The sequence below is a fragment of the Streptomyces sp. ALI-76-A genome (assembly GCF_030287445.1).
Taxonomy (GTDB): Bacteria; Actinomycetota; Actinomycetes; order Streptomycetales; family Streptomycetaceae; genus Streptomyces.
The window spans coordinates 328,012-344,068 of the sequence record NZ_JASVWB010000004.1 but is presented as its reverse complement, the minus strand read 5'-3'; the positions used below and the strand labels follow the sequence as shown (position 1 = coordinate 344,068).

Sequence of the window (16,057 nt, the reverse complement as noted above, 5' to 3'; positions counted from 1 at the left end):
CCGAGCCCGGGCGAGTTGCCGCACGTACCGCGCCGTAACGGCGTTGACGGATCCGCGCGGTGACCCGGCGCGGTGACGCACAGCGGTGTTCACCGGGCCGGGCGCGGTGACCAGGCTGGTCACGCCGTGCGCAGCGCGGTGTCACAGGGCCCGGCGCATACAGGCCCGGGGCCACCGGTCCAGGCCGTGTTGCGCTTCGCGTGCGCGGATCTTCCGCAGCCCAGGGGTGAGTTCGCTGTCGTCCAGGAGCCGGAACCCGCAGCGCGTGTAGTAGGGGGCGTTCCACGGGACCTCGGTGAACGTGGTGAGGGTCAGGGCGGGTGCCCGAACGCTCGTGGCGTTCCTGGCCAGATGGTCCAGCAGGGACCGGCCGACACCGCGGCGCGCGCTGTCCGGGTGCACCGATACCTGCTCGACGTGCAGGTTGCCGTCAACCTGGTCGGCGATCAGATAGGCGACCGGGACATCGGCGGCGTCCGCCGCGACCCAGGCCGACCCGGTGTGGTGGTAGCGGGCGAGTTCGTCGAGCGGGAGCGGCTCGTCGTCCGCGATCTCCGGCATGCCGATGTCCCGGAAGCACTGGCCGGCCGCCCTCTCGATGTCCTGGAGGAGAGGCAGTTCGTTCAGACGCACGTCACGGATACGCATGAGCGTATTGTCCGAGGCCGGCCGGAGGACGCCACCGAATTAAGTGGCCCCGTGTGCCCGAGGGAGGCAGCGGGATGAGGCCACGCGGCTGCCGGTGCGGTGGCCGAAGGTGCCGGTGCCCGTCGTCAGACTGCCCCTGGGGACTGGCCGAGGGGGACCGGCATACGTACGCATGAACGTGCGGGCACGCTGCTCATCTCCTGTGACCCCGTCAAGCGAGCACGTCCGCGACGGCGAGCACCACTGCGGTGGCGACGATGACCGCGCAGTAGCCGACCATCACGGTCCGGCTCCACCCGCCCTCCCGTCCGCCGACGGCGTCCGGGTCATCCCCCTCAGGTTCGAAGTCTGCGAGTCCGACAGGGGCCGTGTACGGCACAGCGCCGTCAAAGCGAGGATCCATGCCCGGTCAACGCGTGATCACGATTTTCGACACAGCACGACCGCCGTCTTGCCCTGTTCGGCCCACATACCACCTCCGCCGGCGGCGCTCCTCCTCAGCCGATTCCTCGCGATCGTCGGCGGCGGCGAGCATGCGTGACAGACCGAGGGCAGGCGTCCCGGCCGCCCGTCGCTCCCCCGGGGACCCCGCGAGAACACATGGGCTGTCCCCCGCGACAGCGGGTACAAGGACGGTTTGCGACTCACCGACCTCGACTCACCCACCTCGCGGACACCACAGCTCACAGACGCAGGACACCCGTACCCGACACACCGGGAGGACCCATTGGTCAGCGTTTCCCGTGTTCGCCACCTGGATGCTCGTGCAAGATCTCCAGGGACAGTGACGGCACCCCCGTCCGTCCGTCCGGCGATACACGCCCGCGTAAGGAGATCCCGTTGACCACCTACGTCATCACCGTCCCCGGTACGTTCGTCCACGGCGTCACCGAGGCCTCACGTGCCGATCTGGAACGCAGGCTGCGCCCACAGGACCCCAAGAACACCGACCTGGGCGAGAGCGAGGAGCTGAGTCTCCTCACGGTCGAGGAGAACCACTTCTCCATCCGGCTCGAGGTCGAGGCGCCGGACCAGGCCAGTGCCGAGGCCGAAGCGGTACGCGTCGTTTCCGGCGCACTGCGGGACAGCGGCTTCTCCGAGAACGACGCCCCGCTGGGTCCGGCCACCGTCACCGGGATCGACCGGGAATTCTGACGGCCCTGTGAGTGGCTGTGACGTCGTGCCGGTGTCGGCGGTGACGCGCGCCCGCACGCGGACGGGCGGCGGCCACGAAGGCCCGCCGCCCGTCCGCGGGGGCGTCACATGGGGACGACCGGTGCCGCGTTCTCGTCCACCTCGGAAGGTCCTCGCCGTCGGCACGCTGGACCGCGCGGGCGCCCGGGATCGTCGGGTGCTCGCCGACCTGCTCACCCCCGGCCCGCGCGTGGTCGACGATCAGGCCGCCACCGCCGGCGTAGTGCCTGGCGGTGCCAGGCACTGCCTGCACGGAAACCGGTCGTCGAGCGCCGTTGATCCACTCGGTACCGGGTAGAGGCACTGGCATGGCTGAAGTGGTGCAGGCAGGACTGTGGGGGCTTGTGGCGGGCTCGGCGCTGTTGCTCGGTGCCGCGCTGGGGTACGGGCTGCGGGTGCCGCAGAAGGTGATCGCGACGGTGATGGCCTTCGGTGCCGGTGTGCTGATCTCGGCGGTCTCCTTCGAGCTGGTCGGGGAGGCGTACGAGCAGGCGGGGCTCGCCCCGGCGGCCGTCGGCACCCTCATCGGCGCGCTGGCCTACACCGCGGGCAATGTGTGGCTGGCCCGCCGGGGCGCCCGGCACCGCAAGCGCTCCGGTCACCATCGGACCCAGACGCAGCCGTCCGAGAACCAGCAGGGCGGGTCCGGAGCGGCTCTGGCGCTCGGCGCGCTGCTGGACGGGGTGCCGGAGTCCGCGGTCATCGGGGTGAGCCTGCTCGACGGCGGCGCGGTGAGCCTGGTGACCGTGGCAGCGGTGTTCATCAGCAACGTGCCCGAAGGACTGTCCAGTTCGGCGGGTATGAAGCAGGCCGGCCGCGGCAAGGGGTACGTCTTCGGTGTCTGGGCGGCGATCGCCGCCGCGAGCACGGTGTCGGCGGTCCTCGGTTACACCGTGGTCGGCTCCTTCTCCCCCGCCGTGATCGCCGCGGTGACCGCGGTGGCCGCAGGGGCGATCCTGGCAATGATCGCCGACACGATGATTCCCGAGGCCTTCGAGGACGCCCACCTGGCCATCGGGCTGATCACCGTGAGCGGCTTCCTGGTCTCCTTCGCCCTCTCCCACACCTGACCGTGGGGAGCGCGGGTGAGGCCACCTGGGTCTCCCGCGCCCAGGTGCGGGGTGGATCCCGCCGAGAGCCCGTCGAGCTTTCACATATCAGGGCATCACACCAGGCCATCACGCCCGCCCCTGAGGTACCGGAGCAGGTCGGTTCTCGGATTCGGTCGGTCATGCCGGGCGGTGTTCCACTCACCGCTTCAGCCGCGTTTCCGGTGACTGGTGCCGCCCCAGGCGGTGGTGGCTCCTCCGCCAACGGCGTTCACCGCAGGGTGAGCCGGGTCTCGGACTCGACGTACGACAGCTTCTCGGGGTTGCGGACGTAGTACAGGCCCGTGATGCGGGCGTCCTCGACCCGGGCCGCCATCACGCCGTCGATCTCGCCGTCCAGGCGGACGAGGAGTGCCGGGCTGCCGTTGACCATGGTGGGAGCGACGGTGATCGGGATCTTGTTCTTGCTGAGGCCACCGATCATGAAACGGGCCACCTTGTCGGCGCCGGTGATCGGCCGTAGCGCGGCCTGCTTGATCCCGCCGCCGTCGCCCATCAGGACGACCTCCGGGGCGAGCACCTCGAGGAGGCGCCGCGGGTCCCCGGTCTCGAGGGCGCGCTGGAACGACTCCAGGGCCGCCCGGGTCTCGCCCGGGGAGACCGCCTGGCGGGGCCGGCGGGCATCGACGTGCCGGCGGGCGCGGTGGGCGATCTGGCGCACGGCGACGGGGCTCTTGTCGACGGCGGCGGCGATCTCGTCGTAGCCGAGACCGAAAGCCTCACGCAGGACGAAGACGGCGCGCTCGGTCGGCGACAGGGTTTCGAGGACGAGCATGAGCGCCATCGACACACTTTCGGCGAGCTCGACGTCCTCGGCCACGTCCGGCGCGGTGAGCATCGGCTCGGGCAGCCAGGAGCCGACGTACGACTCCTTGCGGCGCTTCATGGTGCGCAGCCGGTTGAGTGACTGCCGGGTCGTGATCCGGACCAGGTAGGCGCGGTGGTCACGCACCTGCGCCAGGTCGACCTTGACCCATCTCAGCCAGGTCTCCTGGAGGACGTCCTCGGCGTCGGCCGCCGATCCGAGCATCTCGTAGGCGACGGTGAAGAGCAGGTTGCGGTGGGCGACGAACGTCTCGGTCGCCGGGTCACTGGCCTGGTCGCTCATCGCTCGACCCTCTCGTTCTCGGCCGGCTCCGGTCGGCCGGCGGCTGTCAGTCGTGCGTCCACCGCAGGATTCTTCTCGCCGGCGGGCGCTCGGACGGGCATGTGGTGGATGTGGGCCGCGTGCCGTGCGGTGATGCCCTGAGGGCGCGCCGCCGCACGGCACGCGTGCACCGACGGTCCTTCGGAGTGACCGACCACGCCTGCCGCTAGGCCGCCCGCTCCGCGGTGGCCGGCGCCTCGCCGCCCTTGGCCTGGAGCAGTTGCCGGCGCTTGGCGCCTCCTGAGACGCGATGCAGGCGGTACGCACCGGGCTCGTGTGCCTCGGCGGCCAGATGCTTGACGGTGCTCCGGCACACGAACTCCTTGACCTTCGCGCCCGGACGACCGGCGATGTGGAACCACACGGCGACGTCGTACCTGTGGGCGAACTGGAAGATGCCGGCCCGTCGGCCCAGGCTGACGCACTGGCCGGCGAACACCTGGTTGAGGGTCTCGGGCCGCTCGCCCGCGATCTTGCTGAGCACGGTGTCGGCGGCCCGCGCGCCCAGCGGCATCGCGGCCTGGCAGCTCATCCGCAGCGGCAGGTCCGACGGTGCCGCCGAGTCGCCGGCCGCGACGATCCGCGCGTCGTCCACGCTGGTCAACGTCTCGTCCGTGAGCAGGCGGCCCAGGGCGTCGGTGCTCAGGCCACTGCGCACGGCCAGGTCCGGCACGCCGAATCCGGCGGTCCAGATGGTCACCCCGCTCGGCAGTTCCCGGCCGTCGCCGAGCCGCACGGCATCGCGGGTCACCGCCGTCACCTTCGTGCCGGGGCCGTCCAGCACGGCCACACCGAGTTCGGCCAGCCGCCTGGCGACCGTGCGCCGGCCACGAGGGTGCAGGTAGGGGCCGAGCGCCCCTCCGCAGACCAGGGTCACCGCACGGCCCGCCTCCGCCAGCTCGGCGGCGGTCTCGATGCCGCTCGGGCCGGCTCCGACGACCGTCACCGGCGCCGTCGCGGGGGTGGCGTCCAGGACCGGCCGCAGCCGCTCCGCATCCTCCAGGCTGGTGATCGGGTAGGCGAACTCCGCCGCTCCGGGAACACTCGGGTCGGCGCTGCCGCTGCCCACCGCGTAGACCAGGTAGTCGTAGCCGACCGTGCCGCCCGACGCGAGCGTCACCTCGCGCCCGGCCGCGTCGATCCGGGTCACGCTGTCGACGACCAGCCGGACGCGCTCGCCCAGGACCTCTCGGTAGTCGACGACCGCGTCGTCGGACCCGCCCACCAACTGGTGCAGGCGGATCCGCTCGACGAAGGTCCGGCGCGGGTTGATCAGCGTCACCGTCACGTCCTCGCGCCGGGTCAGTCGATTGGCCGCCATGACGCCGGCGTAGCCGCCGCCGATCACGACCACCTCGGTGTTCTGGGTCATGGTGTCTCCTTCGCTCCAAGGGGCTTCGGTCTCAAGACACCGCTCCCTCGATCGCTGTGACAGCGTGTGAGCCAGATCACTCGACAGGAGCGGGAAACGCGGAGACCGCCCCCGATCGTCGAGTGCGGGCGGCCCGGCCTCAGCGCGGTTGACGCAGCCCCGCGACGAGGAGTTCGACCAGTCGGCGGGCGTCGTAGCGGGAGTCGCTGTCCGCGCCGATGCAGAGGTTCCCGACGCCGCGCATGAGCTGGTAGGCGCTGACACCGGAGCGGATCTCGCCGGACGCGGCGGCGGCGTCGAGCAGCTGGGCGCACACCGGCAGGAGCCGGTCGAGGAAGTAGGCGTGCAGCGTCTCGAAGCCGGCCTCGTCGGACCGCAGCGCGGCGGCGAGTCCGTGCTTGGTGACCAGGAAGTCGACGAACAGGTCGACCCATCGCCCGAGGGCGACGTGCGGCGTCGGGCCGGCCGCCAGCAGGCTTGGGCCGGCCTCGGCGCAGGCGTCGACCTGGTGGCGGTAGACGGCGATGATGAGGTCCGCCCGCGTCGGGAAGTGGCGGTAGATGGTGCCCATCCCGACGCCGGCCTTGGCCGCGATGTCACGTACGGGCGCTTCCACGCCTGATGTGACGAAGACCGCGGCGGCCGCGTCGAGCAGGGTCTGCTTGTTCCGCAGCGCGTCCTTGCGCCTGGGCTGAGCCGCGCGCTCCGCACCCTCACCGCTTCCGTTCACCACGCCGCCCAGCTCCCTTTCGCCGCACGCTTGCCAAAACGGAACAGCGCTCCGTATCGTTTCCGGAACGAGGTTCCGCTTGCTCATGATGTCAGAGCCCCGGGCCCGTCACCAAGCCGTGCGCGGAAGGACGAGAGCTCCGTCGGCGGACGAGATGGCGACGCCCAGCCCGCGTCACCGCCCGCCGCCCCGGTGCGCCCGACCCCCAGCACGCCCCGCCCCACCCGCCACGCGAAGACACCGAACGGAAGTAGTCCCATGCCCGACTCGAACACCGCGACCACCGTCACCGCCGACGCGCCGCCTGCGATCGTGTCCGTGAAACCGGTCGTCCTGCCCTCCCCGGGCCGCGGCGAGGACCTCCAGGTCCGCGTGTCCGCGCCCGCGACCGGCGGCGGCCTGCCCGTCCTCGTCTTCTCGCACGGCTACGGCTGGTCGATGGACGGCTACGCCCCGCTCACCGACTTCTGGGCCGCCCACGGCTTCGTGGTCGTGCAACCCACCCATCTCGACTCCAGGACGCTCGGCCTGCCCGCCGAGGACCCCCGTACGCCGCGGATCTGGCGCCTGCGGATCGAGGACGTCACGCGGGTCCTGGACGAACTCGACGTCCTGGAAGCCTCCGTGCCGGGCCTCGGCGGACGCCTCGACCGCGGCCGAGTCGCCGTGGCCGGACACTCCTGGGGCGCCCAGACAGTGAGCGCGCTGCTGGGCGCGCGCGTGCTCGACGCCGACGGCGCCCCCGGGGAGGACCTGTCCGACCCGCGGGTCAAGGCGGGCGTGCTGCTCGCCCTGACCGGCCGGGGCGGCGACGACCTGTCTCCGTTCGCGGCCGAGCACTTCCCCTTCATGAACCCGTCCTTCGACGACATGAGTACGCCCGCTCTCGTCGTCGCCGGGGACCAGGACCAGTCCGCGCTGACCACGCGGGGACCGGACTGGTTCACCGACCCGTACTTCCTCAGCCCGGGAAGCAAGAGCCTGCTCACGCTGTCCGGCGCGGAGCACTCGCTCGGCGGTGTCTCCGGGTACGACGTCGCGGAGACGACCGACGCGAACCCCGAACGAGTCGCCCTGGTCCAGCGGCTCACCTCCGCCTACCTGCGCAGCGCCCTCCACCCGGAGGACACCGGCTGGCAGGCGGCGTGCTCCGCACTGGAGGAGGACCCCCGCGGACTGGGGAAGATCCAGAGCAAGTAGCCCGGATCTCACCGCCCCGCACGCCTCCCGCGCAGGCCCTGCGCGGGAGGCGTGCGGGGCGGGTGGTTGTGGCAGCGAGGTGCCGCGCGTGTCAGCCCTGAGGCCCAGCCGGACCCCTGTCACCGGAGTGCCTCCTGGTGCGTAATACTCGTCCTATGACAGCGAGCATTACGCCTGAGGGCGGGCCGGCCACGATCCGGCGGGCCGTCGCGCGGGATGCCAAACGGCTCACCCGGCTCGTGCGTGGCTCACGCGCCTACCACGGGCAGTACGCGGCCATGGTCGCGGACTACCGGGTGGGTCCCGACTACATCGAGGCCCACCAGGTCTTCGTCGCCGTCGCCACCGACGCGCATGGGAGTCATGTCCTCGGGTTCTACTCGCTCGTCCTCGACCCGCCGGAGCTCGACCTGCTGTTCGTCGCCGACGGAGCACAGGGGCGCGGCTTGGGACGGCTGCTCGTCGCGCACATGAAGACCGAGGCCCGCGCCGCCGGTCTCGACCACGTCCGCGTGGTGTCGCATCCCCCGGCCGAGGGTTTCTACCGCAGCGTGGGCGCGGTGCGTACCGGGACCGCGGCCGCGAACCCGCCCGCCGTGGTGTGGGACCGTCCGGAGCTGGAGTTCCGCCTTCCGCCCGACGTGACGGGGACGGACGGCAAGGTCCGCCGGGGCCTCGCGACCCGGTCGCCGGTGCATGTGGGCCCGGGCGGGACGGCATAGCCGACCGCGGCACCGACCAGCCTCTCCGCCGGCCGCTCGGGACGCGTTCATGGTGTCGGTCCCGCCGGCCTTTCGCCGTGTGACCTGATCGGTGCCACGACAACCGTCCGGATGCGGCACCCCGTCGGGACAGCCCGGACGAGCGCGGCCCGACCACCACGAACCGCGTCCCCGTCCGCGCCGGGTTCGAAGAGCGGGGCACCCGCCGGGCGCCTGCTCCTGACATCCGTCAGGACCGCTCGCACCGCGTTCCTTCCTATGGTGTCGGCGTGGCCTCCGGGCCGCTTCGACGACAGCGGGCCGCGTCGTGGCCCTGGTCATCCGGGCCCTCGTGGCCGACTCCGAAAGGCATGACGTGCGCAGACATCTCCACGGCACCGCCGCACTCGCACCGGCGGCCGGCGCCACGACGGCGGCCGGCACCAGGCAGGTCCGGCCCACGGGCTCAGGGCCCGACCGCCCGTACCACGCGGCGTGCATCCACCCGCGGAACCAGGACGGGCAGTCGGCATGAGGGGGCGATGGGCGACGGTCGTAGCCGCGTTACTGCTGGTGGGGGGCGCGACGGCGTCGGCTGCGGCCGACGCCCCGGCGGACCGCCGGACCGGCACCACCGCTGTGTCGACGGCGGTGGTGCCGGAGGGCGTCACCGCCGGCGTGGCGGTCTTCGACCGGCGGACGGGCACGTTCACCGAGCAGGTCGACGCGCAGGCGCAGTTCCGGTCCGCCTCGGTCGTCAAGCTGCTGCTGGCCCTGGACTACCTGTGGAACCGGGGGCCCGCCTACACCGTCCCGGCCGCGGACCGGGCCTGGCTGGAACCGATGCTGCGCGGCAGCCAGGACACGGCGGCCAACAACTACTGGTCGGCGAACGGCGGTCCGGCGATCATCAGCCGGATGGTGACCCGGCTGAGCCTGAGCGACACCGCGCCGCCGCCCGCCGGATCCGAGGGGTTCTGGGGTTACACCGCGCTCTCGGCCCGCGACACGGTGACCATCTACCGCTACATCCTGGAGAAGGCGCCGGCCCCCGTGCGCGACTTCGTCATGGGCAACCTGCGCCAGTCGACGCGCTGCGCCTCGGACCGCTTCGACCAGCACTTCGGGATCGCCGGGGCGTTCGACCGCCCCTGGGCGGTGAAGCAGGGCTGGGCGGGCCGGTACACGGCGGCGGACACGTGCGGGCCCCAGGGCGCCGCGGCGGCGACCGAGTCGCAGCCACCGTCGGCGTCGGCACCGGCGGCCGAGCCGGGCACCCGGTCCGCGGCGGCGGTGGATCTGACCCGTCCGGCGCTGCACACCACGGGCACGGTGGGCGCGGACGACCGGGCCATCGTGGCCGTGCTGACCCTGCACCCGGTCGGCACGTCGTACGGGAAGGCGTACACGGACATCGGGCGGCTGACCCGCTCGCTGAACGTGCCGGGCGCGGCGCGGCCCGCCGGGAAGTGGTACGGCACCTGGGGCGACGGCGTGAACGTCCGTGAGGACTCCTCCACCGGGACCGCTCCGCTCACCCGGCTTCCCGCCGGAGTGGAGGTGCTGGTGGGCTGCCAGGAGCGGGGCCAGGTGGTCTCCGTGCCGCCCTACACCAACGACTGGTGGGCCTACCTGCCCCAGTACGGCGGCTACATCTCCAACATCTACATCAGCTCGCCGGACAACCGGCTGCCCGACGTCCCGGAGTGCGGCACCCCGCAGGGGTGACGGGGGACGACAGACACGAGCGGTGGGCCGGAACAGGGGACCGGCTCACCGCTCGTACTCGTCGAGGTAGCGCAGCACCTTGTCGACGTGCGGCCGGACCCGCTCGGGGACACCGCCGTTCTCGATGACGACGCGGTCGCTGGTCCGGTAGCCGGCCGTGACCAGCGCGGGCAGGTCCTTCTTCGGCATGTCCGCCTGCTTGAAGCGCTGGTCGAGCCAGCACACGTACACGCTCATGGTCGCGATGGCGTCCGGCGGCGACAGGTGGTCCTTGTCGCCGTCGCCGTCGCCGTCCACCGCCCAGGCCCGGAACACCGACGGTGTCCACATGGCGACGCCGTACTCGTCGCTGGCCGGGCGGGCGGCGTTCACGTCGAAACCGCTCTCCGCCTTGAGCATCGCGGCGAGCAGGGCGGGCGTGACTTCCTCGTCGGTGCAGCGGTGGGCGGCCTTGGTGATGACCGGGCGCAATGCCTTCGGCACGTCGGAGTCGGCGGGGATCTCACCGGACGGCGCGCTGGGCGCGCCGGTGACCACGGCGGAGGTGCCGCGGTCGTCGGCCTGGGACTCGTGCTCGTCGTCCCCGAGCAGCGCCGCCCCGGCGACGGCGGCGGCGGTCAGACCCACCAGCGCGGCGGCGACGGCCGGGACCAGGCGCCCGCGCCGGCCCCGTGACCCGCCCGCCAGTTGCTCGACCCGGCCCGCGACGGTCCTGGCCGTGTGCGGGAGGCGGGAGGCGTGGTCCGGGGCCAGGCAGTCGGCGATCAGCCGGCGCCAGCCCTCGTCGAGCCCGGCGTCCAGCCGCAGGGGCGCGGTGCCGCGTACGTAGGTCTGGGCGGCGAGCGAGCGGGCCCGGGCGGTCGCGCCCGGGAACGGGTGAAGGCCGCCGGTGAGCACCTGGTGGGCGAGGACGCCGAAGGCCCAGATGTCGGCGGTGGGCCGGATCACGGAGCCCTGGCTGCCGGTGCGCTGGGACCACCACTCGGGCGGCAGGTGGTCCAGGGTGCCGAGCGGCGGCAGGTGGGCGTGGCTGCCGTCGAGTTCCGTGGCCAGCCCGAAGTCGGCCAGCCACACCTCACCCTCCGCGCCCAGCAGGACGTTGGCGGGCTTGAGGTCGCCGTGCACCCAGCCCGCGTCGTGCATGTGGGCGAGCCCGGCGGCGACCCCGTGCAGGATCCGGCCCGCGTCGGCGATCGGGCGGCCGGTCCCGGCGGCGTCCAGCGCGTCCCTCAGGCTGCCCTCGGCCCGGTCCATGACCAGCGCGATGGCACCGTCCAGCGCGGGCACCTCCGGTGCCTCGACGGTGCACACGGCACGGGTGCGCACCAGGTGGGGGTGGTCCGCCCCGGCGCTGAACCGCACCTCGCGCGCGACGAGTTCACCGAGCGCGGCGCGCTGCCCGGGAGCCAGCACACCGGTCGGCAGCACCTTGACCGCGGCGGGCGTGCCGTCGGCGACCGTACGGGCCTCGTACACGGTGCCCCAGCCGCCGGAGCCGATGACCGCGCCGAGTTCCCAGCCGTCGATGCGGAACCCGGCCGGCAGGCGGGGCGGCCGCGGTGCGCCCAGGGCCTCGTCGGCGTCCGGCGTCGTCATGCGCGGGCCTCCTGCGGGGCGGGGCGCCCGGCGCCGCGGGACGGCAGCAGGGCGAGGTGTTCCTCACGGACCAGACCGAAGCGCAGCGCCACGGAGGCCAGCCGGGCGCGTTTGGCGCCGGTGCGCGCCCCGTCGGCCCCGGGCTCGTCGGCGACGTCGAGGCGCAGCTTGGCGAAGGCCAGGTAGTCGATGTGGTAGTTGACCGCCGAGCGCGTCAGATCGCGGCACGCCTCCAGCGGGCGCAGCCGCTCCATGATGTCCCCGACGCCGGGCAGCGCCGTGTCGGAGGGGTCGCGCAGCCGCGGTTCGCACAGCGCGACCAGGACGAGGAAGTACTTGGACGTCGGGTCGAGGGCGAAGGGGTGGACGGTCTGCTCACCGGCGCCGTCCGGGGACTGCTCGCCGAGGTAGGCGTGTTGCGGCGCGAACACCTTGAAGGCGGCGTTCCCGGTCAGCGCGGGCAGCACGACCCGGGCGAACTCGAACGGCACGGGAGCGCCGAGACGTCCGGGGGCCACGGTGAGGTACTCGCCGGCGCCCTCCAGGTTCTCCACCGCGTAGGACACGCTGCGGCTGAAGTTGGACAGCCGCCAGTAGTCCCCGGCCGCCTCCAGTTGTCCCGCCCTGCGCGAGATGCCGGGATCGGCGAGGACGATGTCCACTCCTCCCCCGCCGGGCAGCCCGCGCCCGAACCCGACGATGTCACCGGGGCCCAGGTGCAGCAGCTCCGGCCTGCCGGTCTCGTCCCCCGCCGACCGCGCCGCGCCGCCCGGCAACTGGACGATGATCGTTTCCATTGTTCCGACTCCCCCGATTTGGACGCCAGGATTGTACGCGTGCGTTCCGCTCACCGGCGTCCCGGTGCCCTGGGTGTCCGGCCACCGCCGTGCGCCCTCGCATCCGCCCTCCCGTCGGTGCCCGCCACGCCGGTGCGCACGACCGGACAGACGTGCCGTGCGCCGGGCCGGCCGCCCCCCATGCTGGACTCCCGTCCGCGCGACGAACACCCGGCACGCCGAAGGGAGTTGCAGGTTCTCACACCCGGGAGAAGACGTCTGCCGAGGCCGCCTGGAAGAGCACACCCGGCAGCGTACGCCGCCGCACGGTCACCAGAACCCGAACGCGGGTGTCGGTGGCCGCGCGTGCGGCCCCGTGGTGGGCGCCGGCCGTCCTGGAGAGCGGCCGCAGGCCTCACGGGCGTACCGGCGATCTCCCGAACTGGGCCGTGGGAGAACGGAAGATGCAGGAGAACGGAAGGTTCAGGAGAACTGAGGTCGCCGGTGCCCGAGCGCCAGTGCGCGACAGTCCAGCGCCGCCACCTCTGTCGGCGCCCGGGGGCCTGACAGTCCAGTGCCCGACTGTCCAGTGCCCGACTGTCCGGTACCGACAAGAACGGGAGCGCGGCCAGGAACCTCTTCGTGCTCGGCCGGTCTGAGGCGTCCTGTGTGCCTGGTGCCCGGGTGGGGGCCGGGGCCCGCCTGGTCTCGGCGCGCGGGCGACCGGCCTCGGGTACACGACCCGCCCTGCCTCGCGGGCGGGGTGAGTACGCAGGCGACCGGACCGGCGGGGGCGCGGGCGTCCGCTGGTAAAATGAGGGCACGCTTCGACTGCGCCGGGGCCCGTACCAAGGGGTACGGGCCCCGGTGTGTTCCGGGCGCCAGATCAGGAAGGTTCCCCCATGAACGCGAAGCCGTCGGCCTCTGGACCGTCCCAGGTCCGCAAGCCCCAGCGGGCGACAGCGCCGCAGGGCGAACTCTCGATGCCGCGGACGGTGTCCCCGGGCCTGCCGCCGGCCGCCTCCTTCGACGCCCTCGGGCTCCCGCCGGAGCTGGCGAGGACGATGACCGGCCTCGGGGTGACGGAGCCGTTCCCGATCCAGGCGGCGACCCTGCCCAACGCGCTGGCCGGCCGGGACGTCCTCGGCCGCGCTCGCACCGGCTCCGGCAAGACGCTGGCCTTCGGCCTCGCACTGCTCGTCCGGACGGCGGGCCTGCGCGCGGAGTCGAAGCGGCCCCTCGCCCTGGTCCTGGTGCCGACCCGGGAACTCGCACAGCAGGTCAGCGACGCGCTGGCGCCGTACGCGCGGACGCTGAACGTGCGCCTGGCGACAGTGGTCGGCGGGCTGTCGATCAACAAGCAGTCCGCGCTGCTGAAGACCGGCGTCGAGGTGGTGATCGCCACACCGGGTCGGCTGGCCGACCTGGTGTCGCGCCGGGACTGCCACCTCCATCAGGTGCGGATCACGGTGCTGGACGAGGCGGACCAGATGTGCGACCTCGGGTTCCTGCCGCAGGTCTCGGACCTCCTGGACCAGATCCCCGCCGACGGGCAGCGACTGCTGTTCTCGGCGACGCTCGACCGCAACGTCGACCAGCTGGTGCGCGACTGTCTGCACGACCCGGTCCTCGCCTCGGTCGACCGCCTGGCGGGCTCGGTCACCACGATGGAACACCACGTGCTGAACATCCACGCCGCCGACAAGTACGCGACCGCGACCGAGATCGCCGCGCGCGACGGCCGGGTGCTGATGTTCCTGGACACCAAGGCCGGCGTGGACCAGTTCACCCGTCACCTGCGGGCCAGCGGCGTACGGGCGTCCGCCCTGCACAGCGGGAAGTCGCAGCCCCAGCGCACGCACACGCTCGGCCAGTTCAAGGACGGTGAGATCACCGTGCTGGTGGCCACCAACGTGGCGGCGCGGGGCATTCACATCGACGCGCTCGACCTCGTCGTCAACGTCGACCCGCCGGCCGACGCCAAGGACTACCTGCACCGTGGCGGGCGCACGGCGCGCGCCGGGGAGTCCGGGAGTGTGGTCACCCTGGTCACCCCCAACCAGCGGCGCGACGTGAACCGGATGATGTCCGAGGCCAGGATCCGGCCGACGGTCACACAGGTGCGCTCCGGCGAGGAGAAGCTGACCGCCATCACCGGGGCGAAGCGCCCGCCGGCCGGGGTGAGGACCACCTCCGGCAACGCCCCCTTCCGCGGCCTGGGCACCCGTCCGGGCCGCCCCGCGAAGGAGTCCCGCAAGACCGCCGAGGCCCGCAGGACCGCGGAAGCCCGCGCGGCGGCCCGGGTCCGCAAGAGTCGCTGAGGCCGGACGGAGCGGGCGGAGCGGGCGAACGGCAGCTCAGGCCGGGTGGAGCGGTCGGACGGCAGCTTCGCTGCCGCGGTGACACCGCGGACCGCGCAGGTCGGGGGCCGGTGATCCGTACTCGACGCCCGACGCCCGACGCCCGGGACCGCGGCGGAGCACGGGGCGGCGCACCGTCCGCACTACGTCGGCCAGCAGACGCCGACGGCCGACGGCGGCCTCCGGGCGCACCTCGTGCGCAGGGTCCCGGACGTCCTGACCGGGTTCGTCACGGCTCGAAACGGCTCGAAAGCTCCGCCCGCTCACGCGTCCCGCCCCCGGCTCCGGCAGGTGCGGTGCGGAACTCCGCGCTGCGCCCTACAGGTGAGGCTCTCGGCGAGCCGGGATGCCTGGTCTCCTGACGGTCAAGCAATGACAGGACCGCCCCCGCGAACGGAGAACCGGCTTGACCGCGACCAGAGGTGTCCTCCCCCGTATCGGTACCGTCCTCTGCGCGGCGCTCATGGGCGCCGGCTGCATGAACACACCCCGCACCGGGCCCCCTGACGAGGGACCGTCCCCGAGGGCCGGCGCGACCGCCGCCTCCGTCCGTTCCCTCCCCGGCCTGGGCCCGTCCACCCGTGGCCGCCTCCCCGCCGCCACCCGCCAGGCCCTGGTGGTCACCGGCGCCACCGCCGACAGCAACCGGTCGACAGCCATGCTGTACGAGCGGACCGTCAGCCAGGGCTGGCGGTCCGTCGCCGGCCCGTGGCCCGCCCACAACGCCCTGCGGGGCTGGAGTGCCGACCACCGGGCCGGCGATCTGCGCACCCCCGTCGGGGTCTTCGGCCTGGGCGACGCCGGCGGACGGCTGCCCGACCCCGGAACGCGGCTGCCCTACGACCAGGACCCGGAGTTCGCCGTGTCCGGAACCGGCTTCCACGGCGAGCCCCTGGAGGGATCCTTCGACTACGTCGTGGCCATCGACTACAACCGCGTCCCCGGGACGACCCCGCTGGACAAGACCAGGCCCCTGGGCGCCGACAGAGGGGGCGGCGTATGGATCCACGTCGACCACGGCGGTCCCACCCAGGCCTGTGTCTCCCTGACGCAGCCTCACCTGCGGTCGCTGCTCCGCGCCCTCGACCCGGACAAGCGGCCGGTGGTCGTCATGGGCCCGGCCACCGCGCTGGCGAAGTAGGACCCGGGGACCGGCCGGCGTCGGGGCGGGGCACCCGCGGCGCTCTCCGGGCGCCACGACCGGCACGCGGCTCCGCCGCGGGCAACAGGCACGCTCGGCACGCCGAGCAGCGGGCACCGGCCATGCGCCCACACGACCGGCATCCCGACACACACGGCACACTCGACGCCCCAAGCAGCGCGCACCGACCACGCACCCACACCACCGATCCGCCATACACACTCGCGCGCTACAGCACCGGCGAACAGCGATGAACGAGCACAGCAGACACGACCGGCACCCCGCCCCGCCACCCGGACGCCACACACGACACACTCGGCGCCCCAAGCAGCGCGCACCGACCACGCATACCCAC

14 protein-coding genes are annotated in these 16,057 nt (G+C 73.0%); 7 read left to right on the top strand and 7 right to left on the bottom strand.

The window, feature by feature from the left end:
• Positions 1 to 141 precede the first annotated feature (141 nt).
• Together QQS16_RS38075 and QQS16_RS38070 are read right to left on the bottom strand one after the other, a co-directional pair.
• On the bottom strand, positions 142 to 648 hold the full coding sequence (locus tag QQS16_RS38075) for a GNAT family N-acetyltransferase (protein ID WP_286067145.1): 507 nt from the start codon (positions 646 to 648) through the stop codon (positions 142 to 144).
• A gap of 211 nt (positions 649 to 859) precedes the next feature.
• Positions 860 to 1,051, bottom strand: coding sequence for a hypothetical protein (locus QQS16_RS38070; protein WP_286067144.1), 192 nt, complete (start codon positions 1,049 to 1,051; stop codon positions 860 to 862).
• 437 nt (positions 1,052 to 1,488) lie between these two features.
• Here QQS16_RS38070 and QQS16_RS38065 point away from each other — a divergent pair, with 437 nt between their 5' ends.
• Together QQS16_RS38065 and QQS16_RS38060 are read left to right on the top strand one after the other, a co-directional pair.
• Entirely contained in the window at positions 1,489 to 1,803 is a 315-nt protein-coding gene (locus QQS16_RS38065; protein ID WP_286067143.1) for a hypothetical protein, read from the top strand.
• Between the two features lie 347 nt (positions 1,804 to 2,150).
• Positions 2,151 to 2,912 (top strand): ZIP family metal transporter, encoded by a 762-nt coding sequence (locus QQS16_RS38060; protein ID WP_286067141.1) that lies wholly within the window; start codon positions 2,151 to 2,153, stop codon positions 2,910 to 2,912.
• 250 nt (positions 2,913 to 3,162) lie between these two features.
• Here the strand turns inward: QQS16_RS38060 and QQS16_RS38055 are convergent, their stop codons facing one another.
• From QQS16_RS38055 to QQS16_RS38045, 3 genes are all read right to left on the bottom strand, one after another.
• Entirely contained in the window at positions 3,163 to 4,059 is an 897-nt protein-coding gene (locus QQS16_RS38055) for an RNA polymerase sigma-70 factor (RefSeq protein ID WP_286067139.1), read from the bottom strand.
• 205 nt (positions 4,060 to 4,264) lie between these two features.
• Entirely contained in the window at positions 4,265 to 5,470 is a 1,206-nt protein-coding gene (locus tag QQS16_RS38050; protein ID WP_286067137.1) for an NAD(P)/FAD-dependent oxidoreductase, read from the bottom strand.
• Between the two features lie 139 nt (positions 5,471 to 5,609).
• Positions 5,610 to 6,200, bottom strand: coding sequence for a TetR/AcrR family transcriptional regulator (locus QQS16_RS38045; RefSeq protein WP_286068114.1), 591 nt, complete (start codon positions 6,198 to 6,200; stop codon positions 5,610 to 5,612).
• Positions 6,201 to 6,458: 258 nt separating this feature from the next.
• Here QQS16_RS38045 and QQS16_RS38040 point away from each other — a divergent pair, with 258 nt between their 5' ends.
• The 3 genes from QQS16_RS38040 (at position 6,459) to QQS16_RS38030 (ending at position 9,829) form a co-directional block, all read left to right on the top strand.
• Complete coding sequence (locus QQS16_RS38040) at positions 6,459 to 7,400, top strand: alpha/beta hydrolase family protein (RefSeq protein WP_286067135.1); 942 nt, start codon at positions 6,459 to 6,461, stop codon at positions 7,398 to 7,400.
• 155 nt (positions 7,401 to 7,555) lie between these two features.
• Entirely contained in the window at positions 7,556 to 8,122 is a 567-nt protein-coding gene (locus QQS16_RS38035; protein WP_286067134.1) for a GNAT family N-acetyltransferase, read from the top strand.
• Positions 8,123 to 8,632: 510 nt separating this feature from the next.
• On the top strand, positions 8,633 to 9,829 hold the full coding sequence (locus QQS16_RS38030) for a hypothetical protein (RefSeq protein WP_286067128.1): 1,197 nt from the start codon (positions 8,633 to 8,635) through the stop codon (positions 9,827 to 9,829).
• A gap of 45 nt (positions 9,830 to 9,874) precedes the next feature.
• Here QQS16_RS38030 and QQS16_RS38025 read toward each other — a convergent pair whose 3' ends face one another.
• Entirely contained in the window at positions 9,875 to 11,425 is a 1,551-nt protein-coding gene (locus QQS16_RS38025) for a serine/threonine-protein kinase (RefSeq protein ID WP_286067127.1), read from the bottom strand.
• Positions 11,422 to 12,222 (bottom strand): FHA domain-containing protein, encoded by an 801-nt coding sequence (locus QQS16_RS38020; RefSeq protein ID WP_286067125.1) that lies wholly within the window; start codon positions 12,220 to 12,222, stop codon positions 11,422 to 11,424. The genes QQS16_RS38025 and QQS16_RS38020 overlap by 4 nt, the downstream gene beginning before the upstream one ends.
• Positions 12,223 to 13,103: 881 nt before the next feature.
• On the opposite strand from QQS16_RS38020, the gene QQS16_RS38015 reads away from it, so the two are divergent.
• Together QQS16_RS38015 and QQS16_RS38010 are read left to right on the top strand one after the other, a co-directional pair.
• Positions 13,104 to 14,522, top strand: a complete 1,419-nt coding sequence (locus tag QQS16_RS38015; protein WP_286067124.1) for a DEAD/DEAH box helicase — start codon at positions 13,104 to 13,106, stop codon at positions 14,520 to 14,522.
• 445 nt (positions 14,523 to 14,967) lie between these two features.
• Positions 14,968 to 15,702: a hypothetical protein gene (locus tag QQS16_RS38010; RefSeq protein ID WP_502963959.1), complete on the top strand. Its 735-nt coding sequence runs from the start codon at positions 14,968 to 14,970 to the stop codon at positions 15,700 to 15,702.
• Positions 15,703 to 16,057 lie beyond the last annotated feature (355 nt).

Coding starts and splice junctions, on each gene's coding strand:
- QQS16_RS38025 (WP_286067127.1), bottom strand. CDS start 11,425: ATGACGACGCCGGACGCCGACGAGGCCCTGGGCGCACCGCGGCCGCCC.
- QQS16_RS38020 (WP_286067125.1), bottom strand. CDS start 12,222: ATGGAAACGATCATCGTCCAGTTGCCGGGCGGCGCGGCGCGGTCGGCG.
- QQS16_RS38035 (WP_286067134.1), top strand. CDS start 7,556: ATGACAGCGAGCATTACGCCTGAGGGCGGGCCGGCCACGATCCGGCGG.
- QQS16_RS38070 (WP_286067144.1), bottom strand. CDS start 1,051: ATGGATCCTCGCTTTGACGGCGCTGTGCCGTACACGGCCCCTGTCGGA.
- QQS16_RS38055 (WP_286067139.1), bottom strand. CDS start 4,059: ATGAGCGACCAGGCCAGTGACCCGGCGACCGAGACGTTCGTCGCCCAC.
- QQS16_RS38030 (WP_286067128.1), top strand. CDS start 8,633: ATGAGGGGGCGATGGGCGACGGTCGTAGCCGCGTTACTGCTGGTGGGG.
- QQS16_RS38075 (WP_286067145.1), bottom strand. CDS start 648: ATGCGTATCCGTGACGTGCGTCTGAACGAACTGCCTCTCCTCCAGGAC.
- QQS16_RS38015 (WP_286067124.1), top strand. CDS start 13,104: ATGAACGCGAAGCCGTCGGCCTCTGGACCGTCCCAGGTCCGCAAGCCC.
- QQS16_RS38050 (WP_286067137.1), bottom strand. CDS start 5,470: ATGACCCAGAACACCGAGGTGGTCGTGATCGGCGGCGGCTACGCCGGC.
- QQS16_RS38040 (WP_286067135.1), top strand. CDS start 6,459: ATGCCCGACTCGAACACCGCGACCACCGTCACCGCCGACGCGCCGCCT.
- QQS16_RS38060 (WP_286067141.1), top strand. CDS start 2,151: ATGGCTGAAGTGGTGCAGGCAGGACTGTGGGGGCTTGTGGCGGGCTCG.